Source organism: Thalassoglobus sp. (assembly GCF_048270125.1).
Lineage (GTDB): Bacteria > Planctomycetota > Planctomycetia > Planctomycetales > Planctomycetaceae > Thalassoglobus.
On the sequence record NZ_JBLWTN010000016.1, the window covers coordinates 64,702 to 80,567 of the forward strand.

A 15,866-nucleotide genomic window follows, 5' to 3' on the forward strand; every position below is an offset into this window, starting at 1 on the left:
TTCTGCTCAGCATTCTGATTTGCTGTGCAGGCTTGCGTCTTTGCTTTATTGCAATTCGATACGATGAGCTGAATGAAGATCCCGATTCCTACCTTGGTATCGCACGGAATCTCATTTCCTGGCGAGGCTACTCGACTCCGGGAACAGAAACACCAACTGCGTTTCGTCCGCCTCTCTACCCGATATTGATTGCACCGATCTCTGCCGAAAACGCAGCCTGGGCTCGTGGAACGCTCAATATTCTGGCTGTCGTGTGTGCATCGATTTTCATCTGGAAATCGGCAATTTCACTCGGGTTATCTCGTTCGGCACAGATTCTGGCAATCCTGGTCTATGGGTTTGACCCACTTCTTGTACGGTATTCATCTCTCTCGATGACAGAGTCGGTCTGTTCATTGATGTCTGCAATGCTGCTATGGAGACTCGTGCAACAGGAGCCACCGGATCAATCGCGGAACTTGAAAACGTCCTGCTGGAAAACGCCCTTGCTCACGGGGATTGTCTTCGGATTGTGTGTTCTCACCCGACCAACATTCTGGGCATTTGGCGGGCTCTTTTTTCTATGGAGCCTCTTCTATTTGAAGTTTCAGAAAGGGGCAACTACCTCGCAATTACTTCGCCGGTTCGCTCTCGCTGGTCTGGGGGTGAGCATTGTCGTTGGACCATGGCTGGTGCGGAATTGCATTGTGTTTCACTCCCCCATTCTGATGACGTCTCACGGGGGGTATACCGTTTTGCTGGGAAACAATGAAGCGTTTTATGCTGAAGTTGTCGAGCAACCCTGGGGGACGGTCTGGGATGGTTCAAAAGGTCCGGGGCAAGGAGTATGGGCTCACAAAGTTAATCAAAAGCTGGATCAACTTGAGCTGTTCTCTGAAGTCGAACGTGACCGCTGGATGGCAAATCAGGCCAGAGAAACGATCCGCAACAACCCGACGCTCTTCCTGAAAGCCTGCTGGCTGCGATTCATTCGATTCTGGAACATCGCTCCCAGTGGACCCGCAGCGGAGAACATTCCAGTCGCACTTCTTCGACTGGTGAGCCTGTATTACATCGTACTCTGGGGATTTGTTGCGGTCGGAATGGCTCGCATTGTTCGATTTAATTTCGCACAACGAATGCGGTGGATCCCAGTCATATTGTTAGTGATCGCATTTACATCTGTGCATTTGATCTATTGGAGCAACGTACGGATGCGAGCCCCTATTGTTCCCGCACTCTCTCTGATCGCAGCCGCTGCCATCTCTCGGAATCGAGCAACGCATCAGCAACAGTTGAACGATAAAATCGATATAATCGGAACGAACGACACTCCGTGAAATCGATTACATCGGTTGTTCCAGGAGTCCCTGATTTACTGAACGGAACGGTCCCTCCGGTTCGATCTCTCTCTACAGGGTCCGCCAACAGATTCTGGTTGGCAACTAGTCACGTCGGCTCATTTCTCAACGGAAGAGGTGTCTCTGTGTACGAAGGATTTTTTGGTCTTTCGAAACGTCCTTTCTCAGCTGTGCCGAACCCCGATTCATTCGTCGGATTCGAACCTGCTCGAGAGGCGCTCGATGCACTGCTGACGTGTATCACGCAAGCACGCGGAATTGCCGTAATGACTTCCGCTGCGGGATTAGGCAAAACTCTACTCTGCAAGCGACTCGCAGAAGATGCTGAAACGCAATTTCAGTCCATCTACCTGAGCACATCCGCATTCAGCACGCGACGTGCGCTGTTGCAAGCGATTCTGTATGAGTTCGGCGTCGAATACGAAGGGCTGACGGAGCAGGAAGCACGCCTGAAGATTCTCGAAGCATCGCGTGCCATCGCTGCCGATGGGCGATTGTTGTTAATTCTTGTTGACGAAGCTCACCTGTTGAACAATCGTCTTTTTGAAGAACTCCGCGGTCTTACAGATTATGCTCCGGACGGAGAAGCATTGATCCGTTTAGTTTTGAGCGGGCAATTTGAGCTCGAAGAGAAACTGACCGACCCGGCGCTCTCGGCGGTCAATCAACGGATCGGTTGCCAGATCTGCCTGGAGCCTCTTTCATTCGAACAGTCAGCGGAACTTCTCGTTAAGAAACTCGAATGGGCGGGAGCGGAAGAAATCGAGTCAATCTTAACGGAATCGGCTCTTGAAGCGATTTGCCGCGCCAGCGACGGGAACCCTCGCTGCCTATGCCAATTGGCCGATCACAGCTTCCTGCTGGCATTTGCTGAAGAGGAAAAACCGGTATCCAGAAACTCTGTCGTTGCAGCCCTTGATGACCTCAAAGAGCTCCCGCTGCACTGGAACGACCTTCCCGATGACGGAATGACTGCCTCTTCGATGCCATTGGAGTCTGCGGAAATCGTTACAGAAAGCTCCAAGGAATCGGATGAATTTGAGACTGAAGAGTTCGAGATCCCAGACTTTCTGAAAGATGCCGACGAGACTCGACACGAACACATTTCTGACTTAGTCGATGAAGATGATCTCGAACAGACGCAACACTTTGATCCCTCTGAAGAGAACGAAATTGAGTATGCCGTCATTGAAGTGGGAGCAGAATTGAAACCGTTCGAGCCCGCTCCCGACAACTCTCCCGACAACTCTCCCGCCAGCGAACAGGGAAGTCGCGAAGAGTCAGGCGATGAATCAGAATCGCATTTCCTCACTCTTCCCATCGAACAGCCATTGGAAATGCAGGAAGAAATTGTTGTTGATAAATTCGCCGAGCTAGACCGAGCAGTTGAACTCAACCATCAACCAGCCGCTGAACTCGATACACCTGACCAAGTCTTCCCTGAGTGGAAAGAGGAGTCGAGAGAAGGTGTTCAAGTGGTCGATGAAAAGGAGCTTCTCGAAACCGTCGAAAGTTTGCGGCGAGAAATTGGATCTGCCGTTGACGAGTCAAAAGAGCGCTTCCACTCCCGCCAGAAGGATCGCGATCTTGATGACTGGCAGAAGCACGATGTCATCCAACCAGAACCACGAACAGAAATCGAATTTCAGGAATGCACCTCTGAAACTGCCGAGGTTGCTGAAGTCGTTGAACCAGTTGAAAAATCTGAGGAACCTCACGCGGAAGATGCCGAGTCGACCGAAGCCGAACCTTCGCACAGGTTTGCCCAACTCTTCACCCGACTCAGCCAACGACGCCGCCAGATTTTACAGCAACGAAACGCCAAATAGCGCGACGCTGTCTCTGCGTCCTATCAGTCCACCGCCGGTCCCAGATAAACAGTTGCAGGGATCGGCGTGTCGATGTGGCCGTGCTTTTCAAATTGATCTGTGATTCGCCATTTTTCAAGGACTCGCTGAAATGCCGCGTCACCTTTCTGGCGTGTGCAAATTTCTTTGACCGACGCAAGTTGCTCATCGTAGTCCCCGTTCGCCATCTCAGGGCTGAGCTCTTCGATATCGAACTTGTAGAGATGTTCCAGAATCTGCGATGCGTTTGTCAGTTCATGAACGAAGACCAAGCGGTCACAGATCGCTTCCCACTGAACAGCTGAGAGCCCGCAACTTTCCAGGTAGTTCTTCTCCATTTCTTCATCGTAGAGGTAAGCAGCCTGGTTGGCCCACGCTTCCTGAATCGATGAGACCATCTGCGGAGTGACATCAGTCCCGTCCTGCTGGGCAATCTTCCGGATTTCTTCCTCAGTTGGTCCGCCACGATTGACTCGCCAATCCATCTCTTCAGCGTAGGCTTTTTCAAATCGCGGAACGAAGTCGCTCTTAGACGCTCGGGACCAGGTTCGCTGAGGGCGTTCTTTAAGAAATTTCTGATAGGCTTTTGCCGGAGTTGTCAGTGGCGTGATACGAGTCAAGGGGTGCTCTTCTCGGCGATCCATTTGATTTTTCTGGTCAGTCGAAATCGTAAACGACGCGCTCCCGTCGTCTGTCAACGAGACAAGATCAAACCAGTTGCCGACCATCGGGTGCTCGTAGAAGACTGCATAGGTGTCGGTCTCTTCATGCAGAAGGGCACGAAGCTCCATCATCGCTGGGATTACGTCGAAGTCGCCGATGACCTGAAATCCCTGCTCCTGCAAGTTGCTGGTCCACTCCTCGATTTGTTGTGCATTCGACCACTCATGCCCCTCAACTCGCAACAATTGAATTCGCAAGGGTGGTACGCCCCCAGCGTGCAATCCGCCAGCGATCCCTGCAATTGCATCCGAAAATTTCTCGGAGAGAGAATCCGAAAGACTCGACAACTTCCAGCGCAGCCAAAAGTACCCTCCGACCACAAGGACGACCAGTGCGAAGATGATGGCCAGAACGATCGCTCCGACCAATTGCAGAAACTCAGCCATCCGTATTCCCTCATTAATTCGAGTGTCTATTCTCTACGACGCTTCTGCATCATAAGCAGGCGAAAATTTTCTCGCCAGAATAGAGGCCAACGCCTGAAGAAAGAAACTATTTTGAATGAATGCTTTCAATGGCTGGAAAATTACGAGAGAATGTATGTTGACGAAATGAGTGGCCTGTGTGAGCCACAATAACATACTCGCTGACCAAACCGAAAAGAGAGAACGATAGCCAAAAGATTGAAGGGCAAGCGTGTAAACTCTGTCTGATCCTAAATCCTGAATCTCCGTCCTCTTTTCCCGTTTCAAACAATCAAACAAACAACCAGCCGTGCGATTCCAAAAAGACACAACTCCGCCCCCCTATCTGAACCGCAGAGACCAGTACCGCATGCTCGGTCTATTCGGGATGCTGATGTTGATTGTGGTTTCTATCGACTTCACACGGAAACCTGAAAACTGGCACTGGTTCTTCTCAATAGGTGAAGAACCGGTTGAAGTCGAACTCAAAGAGTTGTCGCTTGATGAACTCGATTTTCAGGTCTTAGACGAAGATCGAGGAACGCTCCCTCCCGACACATTTGTCGCCGTCGCAGATGAACCGACAATTCAGCTCGATGAACTCGGCTTCAACATCAAACAGATCCCGTCTGAACTTTTGGAGAGTGTCCAAGACAAACGAGTCGGTTTGCTTCGAAGCGAACAAGATGCAATGGACCGCGTCTTAAAACGTGTTCGCGCGTTGAACCAGGATGAGCTACTGGATGCAGCCGATTCCGAAATTGGCTTTCGTGTTGTCTTCACCGATTCAGAAAAATACCGAGGCCGGTTAATCGAAGTCGAGGGAACACTCTGGAGATTGCAGCCATATCCATTCGGCGATCCTGACTCAACCGAAGACGACCTTTGGCAGGCTTGGTTCTTCAGTTCTGATTCCGGAAAAAATCCATGGGTTGTTTTTTTTGCAGAGAAACCTGACGAGGTTGAAGCCGGTGAAGGAATTAACCGTCAAATTCAGACTGCCGGTTATTTCTTCAAGAACTATGGGTACGCGACAGAGCAGGGACTGCATATTGCTCCAATGCTCATTGCAAAAACACTCGTCGTAAAACCGCTTCCCCCTGCCACCGATGCCACAACAGAAAACCTCAATCTGTATGTCTTCATTTTTATGATCACAATCGGCGTATTATTCGGCCTGATGATCTGGTGGTTCGTCCGCAGTGACCGCAAGTTCGACAAAAGCCACCTCGCCGAAATCGCTGAATCTCGCCACGATGCCTCCCCTGAATTCATCACCAGCCTCAGCGAACAAGCCCCGAACGATCCAAACCAACTCGTGCTCCCCAAAGGAACCGAAGAGGAAAAATAAGCTGCGCTCATTTTGGGAACCAGCCCGAAAGCTTGTGGAATGCCTCATTTACAGGCAGCTGGACGCGCAAACTGCTCAAGAGCAACCGACAATTTTCATGAAGCTGGGCCGCGATGACATTTATCGAAGCACTGAGTGAGAAAAATCTCTCGAGAAGAATACATTCAGAGAATGATGTGCTTTCAATTTGAGTGAATGCGTAAACAATTCGAGCCAGGAATCGTGACGGAATTCAGAGCCAACCCGCAAAGAGGCAAGTTGTTGAAGAGAAAGAAGTTACCCGGCCAAGATTTGAACTTGGACTAACAGTACCAAAAACTGTGGTGCTACCGTTACACTACCGGGTAAGCTTGGACGAAAGATAGTTGGTTGAGAGAATTTTGCAAGACGGGTTTTCGGATTCCTGGACTACTTTTTCAAGAGACTTCTCAGCAGTCTAAAGTTCGCGAAAAAATTCCCCTTATGGGAACTGCGGACAAATCGCCAGAGTTTGATATGTCGCCAAGGTCTTGAGTCAGTTCTAACAGGTCTCGTCGTCCAGAGCATCTTTCGAATTGGTTTGCAGGGTCTGCTTCATGGCGAACAGTAATTTCGCTAGTGAAACGCGTTCTTCATGGGCAGATCGTAGAGCAATCTGCTTGAGAGATGACTTTGGCTTGATACATTTCCGATGTGTGATTTTCTTTCGTTTCTGAAAAGTCCCCCGAAAGCCTCTCTGGACAGGCAAGACACAGCGATTCACTTGCTCGTGAAGACCACGATCCTTCGAGATAAAACGCTGAGCTCCACGCGGCTGCTCGCGAATAGACTCTCCGAAAAGGCTCTCCCTTCTCGAATCATGGGGAGCCTGGAATTCGCTGCCGTGGGCGCGTTACTGGTGTTGAAATCTGGATTTGCTAGGATCAATGCACGTTTAAGCGTTGGGTGAGTCTCTCTCAGCGAGTTTGCGGTGTCAGTAGGAACATCATATTTCTCGGAGCTGTTGATAATGAAACTGTTTGTGTCTTTATTTTTGGTGTTAGGGCTGGCAATTCCCTCTTTTGCAGAGGATGGGTATGAGTCACTTTTCAACGGGAAAGATTTGTCCGGTTGGGACGGGAATCCCGAATTGTGGTCGGTCGAAGATGGTGTCATCACCGGAAAAACCAATGGACCGGATCATCTCAAGTACAATCAATTTCTGATCTGGAAAGGTGGAAAAGTTGGCGACTTCGAACTGAAACTCGACTTTCGTGTCGAAGGAAACAACAACTCCGGCGTCCAATATCGATCGAAGGAACTGCCTAACGTCGACAAATGGTCGGTGGGCGGATACCAGGCTGATATTCATGGCAAACCAGAATACACAGGAATGCTATACGACGAACAAGGCCGGGGCATTGTTGCTCAGCGTGGGCAAAAAGTCGTCGTCGATAACAATGGCAAGAAAAACGCGACGAAGCTCGATGTTCCTGTCACCCCCATCGACATCACCAAATGGCATGAATTGACAATTCGCTGCGAAGGGAATCGTCTCACACACAAAATCGATGGTGTGACAACCGTTGAGATCATTGACGATCACGAAGCCGAGCGGGAAATGGAAGGAATCATTGCCTTTCAGGTCCACCGTGGCCCTAAGATGAAAGCTCAGTTCCGCAACATTCGTCTAAAGAAGTTGGGGGAAACCGCAAAAAAAGTGAGTGCGAAACCGACTCCGAAAAAGTCGAAAACGAGACCTGAGCATGCCAAGCCGAAATGGATCTGGCAAAACGAAGGTGAACAACCCGCCAAGCAGGTTTTCTTTCGCAAAGAGTTCGAAGTGAAAGGACCTGTGGCTGCCGCTCGTCTCTATGCGACCTGTGATGACCAGATGACGATTTTTCTGGACGGAACCAAAGTCGCCGAAGGTGGAGCCTGGAACAGACCGGTTTTCGCTGATGTCACCAAGCTGATTGAAAAGAAAACTCCAGGTGGAAAGCATGTCCTGACTGTCGAGGGAAAGAATGGAACCTCCTCCGCTGGACTCGTTGCGGCTCTCAATTTTGAATCGGGCTGGCGGGATGCCTGGTCGATCGTCACTGATGAATCATGGCAGACGGCAACGAAGCCCGCGAAAGGTTGGCGGGATTTGGACTTCAAAACTCCAAAGCATTGGAAAAACGCCGATGTCGTTGGTCAGATCGGTGGAGCACCATGGAATATCACGCTTGAAACTCTGCTTGCAGCCGCTCCACTGAGAGAGCCGGAAGCGACCCCCGAGAACCAGCTCATTGTGGCGAAGGGTTTCAAAACCGAGCTCTTGTATTCCGTCCCGAAAGATCAGGAAGGCTCATGGGTCAGTATGTGTACTGATCCCAAAGGTCGCTTGATTGTGTGTGATCAATACGGCGGACTGTTTCGCGTGACACCGCCGGGAATCAATGATGCCACCGAGGTGGTGATCGAGCCGATTAACGTCGATATTGGAGAGGCTCAAGGCTTGCTGTGGGCGTTCGACAGTCTTTATGTCGTGGTCAACAAAGGGAAAAAATATGAGAGTGGCGTCTACCGCGTAAAAGACACAAACAACGACGATCAACTCGACTCGCTGGAAACACTTCGCCAATGGGAAGGTGGCAGCGGCGAACATGGACCTCACGCAGTCCTGCTGACTCCTGATAAGAAGGGGCTGTATATTGTTGTCGGAAATAAGACGGCTTTGACCGAGTTTGCTTCGTCGCGCGTTCCCGAGATCTGGGATGAAGACAACATGCTCCCTCGTGCGTACGGCAAGGGGTTCATGAAAGGGACTCCTGCTCCGGGTGGTTACATCAGCCGGATTGACCCTGAAGGGAAAGAGTGGGAGCTCGTGACTGCAGGCTTCCGAAATGAATACGATGCCGCATTGAATGCCGATGGTGAACTCTTCACGTACGATGCAGACATGGAATGGGACTTGAACACCCCCTGGTATCGTCCCACCCGAATTTGTCATGTACTGAGCGGTGTTGATTACGGCTGGCGAAACGGTGGCGGAAAGTTTCCGGAACACTTCGCGGATACGCTTCCACCTGTTGTGAACATCGGCCCGGGTTCGCCCACCGGAGTGACATTCGGTTATGGAGCAAAATTCCCTGCGAAGTACCAGAAAGCGTTGTTCATCTGTGACTGGAGCTACGGGAAAATGTACGCCGTACACATCACCCCTGATGGCTCAACTTACACCGCCGGCATCGAAGAATTCATCACCGGGACACCACTTCCGCTGACGGACCTCGTTATCAATCCAGTAGATGGAGCAATGTACTTTGCAATTGGCGGACGGCGAGTGCAGTCCGGACTGTACAAGGTGACCTATACCGGCGAAGAATCGACAGCTCCTGTCGATGCATCAAACAAGGCCGGCAAAGAGCTGCGAGCAACTCGAAAGAAACTGGAAGATCTTCATGTCGGTGATCATCCCGATGCCGTAGAGAAAGCATGGCCGTACCTGTCCCATGAGGACCGGGTGATTCGCTACGCAGCTCGGACTGCGATTGAACATCGTCCGGTGAGTGAGTGGAAAGAGAAAGCACTCAACGAAACGAATAACGTTGCGCTTCTTGAAGCTCTCCTCGCATTGGCTCGTACACATGAACGAGCGACGAAGAATCCTGTCGAAGCTTTCGACACACCTGTTCCCAACTGGAACGATCCTGCCCCCGTCACTGACAAAGAAGCCGCAGCGACGCAGGTCCGGGCCTTCGAAGCATTGGGACGAATCGATGCCGATGAATTGACGTCTCAGCAAAAACTCCACGCACTTCGAGTGGTTCAACTGCTGCTGCTTCGTTTTGGGCCTCCTGAGCTCGAATTGCGAGATGCTCTTGTCAAAGAACTTTCGCCAATCTTGCCATCTGAAGGGCAAGAATTCAACGCAATGCTGTTGGACATTTTAATCTACCTGCAAGACCCGGCAGCCGCCAAGAAAGGTATCGCCCTGCTTGAAGCCGCTCCGTCTCAAGAAGAGCAAATCACTTATGCAAAGTCGCTTCGCCATTTACAGGCTGGCTGGACTCCGGAGCTTCGAGAGACGTACTTCAACTGGTTTGTGAGAGCATCTGGCTATCGAGGGGGGGCAAGTTTTGCGCTGTTCGTCAGTAACATCAAAGAAGAAGCTCTTACTCACTTGTCGGAAGAAGAGGTTGCACGATTAAAGCCAATTCTCGACAAGAAACCGGAAGGTCAAGTCAATCCATTTGCTGCAGCGCCACGTCCACATGTGCAAGACTGGACGCTTGACGAACTTCTCTCTACCGTTGAAAACGATTTAACGGGTCGTAACTTTGACCATGGTCGTAAAATGTTCGGAGCAGCAAACTGCTTTGCCTGCCATCGATTTGCGGGTGAAGGAGGAGCCCTTGGTCCAGATTTAACCGGACTGGCTGGACGGTTTGACCGAAAGTATATTCTCGAATCGATCATCGATCCGAACAAGGTCATCAGCGACCAATACGCAGCTGTTCAAATCCTGACGGTTGATGGAAAGGTGATCCACGGCCGAATCGTGAATCTGGCGGGCGACGCGTTTCGCATTAACACAAACATGCTCGACCCGGACGCTCAAGTCAGCGTTGATCGAAAACAGATCGAAGAGATGGTTCCTTCAAAAACATCCATGATGCCCAAAGGATCCATCAACACTCTGACCAAAGAGGAGATCCTCGACCTGATGGCCTTCCTGCTCTCACGAGGAGACCGGGAGAGTCCCTACTTCAAATAAGATCTACGGAATTATCAATGTATGCCATTTTTAATGTATGTCGTGTCAGTGGAGAGTGCTTCGGATATTGAGAACCGCACTGATCCACGAGAATAATCGCGTACATCATTTCAAAAGGCTATTAAATCTTTAATGAAGCGATTGAAGCTGCAAGACTTCCGCTGGTCACTTACTAAGAATGGCAGGCTGCGGACTCAACAAGAAACGTCGATGACGTATCGCACTTCATCCTTGGTTGATCTCAACCGCTACGGTTCAAATGTGAAACCGTAGCGGTTTTTTGTATCATCGATTTGAGTCTTCTTGAGATTCCTCCCCTGTAGATATTGCATGGATCGTCGAATTTGCGAGACTGTAATAGTCGGCAGGTCCGACATTTGCTCTTTTCTTTATGAATTTGATGGAGTTCGCGCATGCCCCCCGCTGGCACTGAATTTTTACGCCTGCATCAATCGCTACAGGAACTCAAGAAAGTCCAAGACCAACTCGCTCGTGGACCTCGCCAAATTCAAGTCCGCAAAAAGAGAATCGAGACCTCTCAACTCGAACTTGCTGAACAGGAGGAGGCCCTGAAGTTCACCCGGGCCGAGGCGGACAAAAAGAATCTGGACTTGAAGTCCAAAGAGGCAAACATTCTGGAGTTGCAACGCAAACTCAATGGAGCCGCTTCCAATCGTGAGTATCAAATCATCTCCGGTCAGATCGAGGCCGACACTGCTGCAAAAGCAGTTCTGGAAGATGAAGCGATTGAGTATCTGGACCGTGTCGACGTTCTTCAGAAACAAATCGAAGAATGCAAATCTCGAATCGATGAAGCGATCACCGACGCTGAGTTGTTCGCCACGTCGTTCGAGGAAAAAGCAGAAGGGCTCCGAGCGAAAGAGGCGACCTTAAAGACGCAGATCACAGAGTCACGGTCGATCATCCCCAAAGAAGTTCGCGAGCAATTTCAACGACTGGTCGAAGCTTATGGCCCTGATGCAATGGCAGAGAGTTCAGGCGGAGTTTGCAATAACTGCTACGTCTCTCTCACACCACAGGCGAAGGTCATGCTCAACAGCGGAAGGACTCTCTTCTGCGGTTCCTGCGGCCGTTTTCTGTACCAGGTCGATCAATTCATAGAGGGTTAATCCTCAGTGACCCAACGACACAATACGGTAACCAAAGCTCAGCAAAGCAAGCGTACCCCGTCACCTCAATTTGCGAGCTGCGCTAAACAGCCCCCGACGAAGCCGCTCGGGATCACTATCTCGTGACTTGGCAGAGTGACCCTGTTCCCTGGTCCGATGCAGACACATCTGATCTATCGACGGAAAGTCTGCACAACTCGCTAGAGCATCTTTCGGATTGGTTTGCAGGTTCTGTCTCGTGGCGAACAGCATTTTTCCTGGAGAAATGCGTTCTACACGGGCAAACGGTAGAGCAAACTGCCCTAAGGAGATCACTGCGACGATTACTTTTGAATCGGTGGTGCGTACAGGATTTGTTCAACCGGAGGGATAGAGACTTGTTGAGTTGGAGGCTGCGGCATGGTACTCGGTGAGTAATATTCGTGCGCAGGAGCCCGGAAGGCACTCGATTCCGGTGGGGCAGGAGCTACTGTGGCTGGCGTCGGTTCAGTTGGCGGAACACGAGGAGGTGCTGCCTGTGGTGCAGATGAAGGCGCGGAGTGTTCATACACCGGGGGATAACTTTCAGAAGGGTAACTCTGTGTAGGATAGCCTTCAGATGGGTAGCTGTTGTGATGAGAGTTCTGACAGTCTGGGCAGTATCCACCTGAGTGTGCTCCATCATAGATGGCTCCGTCAATGACCTGACCATCATAATAGTTGTCACCCATCGTCATGCCGTCGTAGTAAGCAGTTCCTCCGCCATCCCATTCATCATAGCCCCACTGGTCGCCAACCCATTCATCATGGTAGCCGGTGTCAAATCCTGCTCCATGTCGACTGCGGTTTTTTCGTTGACAGTGAGGACAAGAGCTTGCATGCCCCGATCCTGAACCTCCCTCTAATTCGCGGTACCAACGCTTCATATCGCGTTGTTGCTTTCGCTCGGCAAGAGTTGGGCGATGACGCATTCCCTGTCCACCCAAGGGGACAGGAGGAGCGATGCTGCTGTTTCCGATGCACGATCCATACGGATTACGGGACATACCCGGCCCGTAGCTGGGACATGAGGAACAACCGGCACTCACAAGGAGCATCAACATGGGGAAAATGCTGCGAAAACGCATTTCATTGCCTTTGGACATCAACTTGGCGCGTTTGAAGGAAGATTCGCACTGGTGAGGGTGCGCTGTCGTTCGTATCGACCTGCCGGGGAGTTAAACTTTAGCGATTAAACAGAATTTAACGATTTTGATAGTCGTGTCTGCTCGGCAATAACGGCAATTCCTGCTGATTCTATTACATGAATTGTTCGCGTACTGGGGCTCACACCTCAGCAGTCTTCGACGACTGGCAACATCAGCGGGATGACGTATTGCATGTTGATTTTGTAGAAGTAAAAATGAGGTCATGCTTTGAAGCGGTCACATTCGAATCGACTCTCGGTGCGAGCAATCGAAATGAGTGTTCTCAAACCGGATGAACCAGGATTCATAGGGAATTTGAGAATTGGGAGTTGATGTTCGCCTGACTGTGCCACACAATAGAAAAAGAAGTGAACCGCAGAATAAGCAGAGATGGCATGACGATCATCTCAGTTTTTAGCTTTGATAAAACTTGAGCATGTGATCGAATTTTCAGTCGATCACGACAACCTCAACATATTGTTAAGGCTGATCAGGCTTCCAGTTGGGAAACTCTCCCCATGGTTGCCACAATAGAGACAAGATTTCGATGCTGGATCGACAATGAAGTCGTTCTCAGCGGTATTGGCAGAAAATCCAATACAATAGTTATTGATACACTTTTCAAACAATGTCTGGCCACATGCGCTCTAGCATGACGAATCAGACGATTGTTGTGGATTGTTTCGTTCGACTACCCCACGTGTCATGGAGGATTAAGTGGAATCTACTGAGCGATTCTTCCATTGTCCTCGACAAATGACACGATCCGGAGTCGGCCTACGATGTCGAAAAAGTATTTAAGCCTCGAAGAAGCAGCTAGCCTCCTCAATATTCCAACCTTGGAATTGATGCGCATGAGGGAACTCGGAGAGATCCGTGGGTTCGCTGATCGTGGAAACTGGAAGTTCAAAGTCGATGATGTTGAGGCGCTTGCTCGCACTCGCATGGTCGATTCGAATCCAGAAGTCCCGCTCCTGGCTGACGACGATCTGGGTGACGACGTTGGCGAACAGCCGACCATCATCAGCAAAGGGGTCGAGGAGAGCGATAGCGTTCTTGATGACACCGACGATCAGCTCGACTTCGCTGACAGTGATAGCGATGTTCGCTTAGTCGGTGGTGCCGACCTGAGTCTGAATGACAGCGACAGCGATGTCAAACTCGTCGGTCTCGACAGTTCTTCCGATTTGCCCACCGATCAAGCGGCAACATCTCCGGAATTCGATGCAGCGAAAAGTGATAGTGACGTTCGCCTGGCAGCTGACAGCGATAGTGATGTTCGCTTGACGAGTGGTGATAGCGATAGTGACGTGAGCCTGATGGACAGCGAAACAATCACTGCTTTCGGGAAAGGTGATCTTCTCGATGACAGCGGAAGCGACAGCGATGTCCAACTCGTCAGCGCCGACGATGACGCCAGCGATGTCACCCTGATGAGCGGCGATGCTCAACAGGCTGTGCCAATCGATTTGAGTGACGATGACCAATCCGTTTTGAACGATGAGTCTGGAATTTCACTCGCGGGTGACAGCTCTCTCATGCTGGGTGGCGAAAGCGGAATCTCGCTTGAAGGCCCGACCGATAGCGGAATCGAACTCTCCTCTGACGACGATGATGAAGGGATCACGCTCGACCTGGGAGACGACGACAGCGGAATTTCACTGGAAATGGACGAAAGTGGGATTTCACTCGAAGCGGACGACGACCAATCTGGGATTTCACTCGAAAACGATGATGAGTACTCGGGAACGATCCCGATGATGGATGCCGTTTCCGACGACAGCGTTCCGGAAACACAATTCGAAATCCCACCTCTGGGAGATGATGAAAGCGACGTGTTCAGTATCGCAGGTACCGATGAAACCGGCGTTCTCGACATGTCCGATCTCGAAGACTCCAGCGTTGGCGATGCCGTCTTCGATCTCGATGAAGACGAAGTCGATGAATTCGCAGCTTCGGATGTTTTTGATGATGACGACATGGACATCGAAGACGATGCCTTCGACGACGATGATGATCTAGATGTCTTCGACGCGGATGACGACGTTTTCGACGATGACGAAGTCGACCCTGCCTACAGCGGACGTATGGGCGGCGGAATGGCGATGGCAGATGCCGACTGGGGAACCGGAACATTTGTCGGCTTGGCACTCTCCAGTGTTCTGCTACTGGTTTGTGGAGCCGTGATGTTTGACCTGATCGGGAACATGACGACGGCATCCTCACCGAATCCACTTTCAAGTGCCATCTTGAATGCTCTCGGTGGCCTCTACGGCGGCTAAAATTCTGCATCTTCAGGATGCGGACAGGGTACGGAGAGTCAGAACGCAAAGACCAATTCGAGGAATGCGATAAACAGAGGCGCATCTCAGGTTTCCTGCAAACCTGTCGACTTGGGCAGAAACGCGACTGAAAGAGGCAAAACAGCTTCAAGAACCACAATTCTTCGCTGAATCACGTACAAACACCGTCTGGACCTTCACTGATCCAGACGGTGTTTTTTTATTCACGCCGCATTTCTCTTTCGAAAGCATTTTCAATGCTTGTTGTACCCGTGAAAGGTGGCTTTCTTGACTTCACGGACTGCTCACCATTGAGCAAAAGGCGAATACCAATTCGAAAAATGCTATCATTGACTGGTTCGCTGCGAGATTGACGCGAAATTCGAGCGAACGACGTCTGATTTCTTTACTGAATCGTTCTTGCAGAAGGTCTCTGACGAAACCATGCTTCGATACGTCATCCTGACACATACCTGGCCGACGTTCCATTGGGACTTCATGCTCGAATGGGAAGGGAAGCTGCTTTCCTGGCGAATTCTCAAAGAGCCAACGCTCGACACGCCCCTTACGGTTCTCCGGACACCTGATCACCGGATTGAGTACCTTAAAATCACCGGACCGGTCAGTGGCGGTCGTGGCGAAGTTCAGCAATGGGATCACGGTCTTTTGAAGATTCAGTCTCTTAGGGAGGACGAAGTGTGCGGTTTGCTGGAATCTTCCAAACACAATGGTCTCATCAGCTTCGAGATAAAAAATGACATTTTGAAGTTCTCGAAAGAATCCGCCAAGACATATTCGTCGTAATCCACTTACTGAAATGGACTTACAAAACAGGCAAAGCATCAACAGAGAGTTGTTTTTTCGTTTGAAACCCCGAAAAGACAACGAACATTATCCATC

At 50.5% G+C, this 15,866-nt stretch carries 9 protein-coding genes and 1 tRNA gene; 7 read left to right on the plus strand and 3 right to left on the minus strand.

Translation table 11 applies throughout. The features are described from left to right. Nucleotides 1–32: 32 nt before the first annotated feature. Nucleotides 33–1,319, plus strand: coding sequence for an ArnT family glycosyltransferase (locus tag ACN0YR_RS16705; RefSeq protein ID WP_417850374.1), 1,287 nt, complete (start codon nucleotides 33–35; stop codon nucleotides 1,317–1,319). After that, a complete protein-coding gene (locus ACN0YR_RS16710) occupies nucleotides 1,316–3,169 on the plus strand; it encodes an ExeA family protein (protein ID WP_417850375.1) in 1,854 nt (617 codons plus the stop codon). Before ACN0YR_RS16705 ends, ACN0YR_RS16710 begins: the two co-directional genes overlap by 4 nt. A 23-nt stretch (nucleotides 3,170–3,192) precedes the next feature. Here the strand turns inward: ACN0YR_RS16710 and ACN0YR_RS16715 are convergent, their stop codons facing one another. Further along, the gene (locus ACN0YR_RS16715; protein ID WP_417850376.1) at nucleotides 3,193–4,296 is read right to left on the minus strand and encodes a hypothetical protein; all 1,104 of its coding nucleotides are present in this window, start codon (nucleotides 4,294–4,296) and stop codon (nucleotides 3,193–3,195) included. A gap of 328 nt (nucleotides 4,297–4,624) precedes the next feature. Here ACN0YR_RS16715 and ACN0YR_RS16720 point away from each other — a divergent pair, with 328 nt between their 5' ends. Then, a complete protein-coding gene (locus ACN0YR_RS16720) occupies nucleotides 4,625–5,665 on the plus strand; it encodes a hypothetical protein (RefSeq protein WP_417850377.1) in 1,041 nt (346 codons plus the stop codon). A 276-nt stretch (nucleotides 5,666–5,941) separates the two neighbouring features. On the opposite strand, the gene ACN0YR_RS16725 is transcribed toward ACN0YR_RS16720, so the two are convergent. Beyond that, a tRNA-Gln gene (locus ACN0YR_RS16725) sits at nucleotides 5,942–6,012 on the minus strand. 641 nt (nucleotides 6,013–6,653) lie between these two features. Between ACN0YR_RS16725 and ACN0YR_RS16730 the strand changes: the two genes are divergently transcribed. Both ACN0YR_RS16730 and ACN0YR_RS16735 read left to right on the plus strand, forming a co-directional pair. Continuing rightward, nucleotides 6,654–10,388: a family 16 glycoside hydrolase gene (locus ACN0YR_RS16730; protein WP_417850378.1), complete on the plus strand. Its 3,735-nt coding sequence runs from the start codon at nucleotides 6,654–6,656 to the stop codon at nucleotides 10,386–10,388. Nucleotides 10,389–10,801: 413 nt separating this feature from the next. Then, nucleotides 10,802–11,518, plus strand: a complete 717-nt coding sequence (locus ACN0YR_RS16735) for a zinc ribbon domain-containing protein (protein ID WP_417850379.1) — start codon at nucleotides 10,802–10,804, stop codon at nucleotides 11,516–11,518. 323 nt (nucleotides 11,519–11,841) lie between these two features. Here the strand turns inward: ACN0YR_RS16735 and ACN0YR_RS16740 are convergent, their stop codons facing one another. Continuing rightward, a complete protein-coding gene (locus ACN0YR_RS16740) occupies nucleotides 11,842–12,624 on the minus strand; it encodes a hypothetical protein (protein ID WP_417850380.1) in 783 nt (260 codons plus the stop codon). An 842-nt stretch (nucleotides 12,625–13,466) separates the two neighbouring features. Here ACN0YR_RS16740 and ACN0YR_RS16745 point away from each other — a divergent pair. Together ACN0YR_RS16745 and ACN0YR_RS16750 are read left to right on the plus strand one after the other, a co-directional pair. Beyond that, nucleotides 13,467–14,966, plus strand: coding sequence for a hypothetical protein (locus ACN0YR_RS16745; protein WP_417850381.1), 1,500 nt, complete (start codon nucleotides 13,467–13,469; stop codon nucleotides 14,964–14,966). 444 nt (nucleotides 14,967–15,410) lie between these two features. Continuing rightward, the gene (locus ACN0YR_RS16750; RefSeq protein WP_417850382.1) at nucleotides 15,411–15,770 is read left to right on the plus strand and encodes a DNA polymerase ligase N-terminal domain-containing protein; all 360 of its coding nucleotides are present in this window, start codon (nucleotides 15,411–15,413) and stop codon (nucleotides 15,768–15,770) included. The last annotated feature ends 96 nt before the right edge of the window (nucleotides 15,771–15,866 follow it).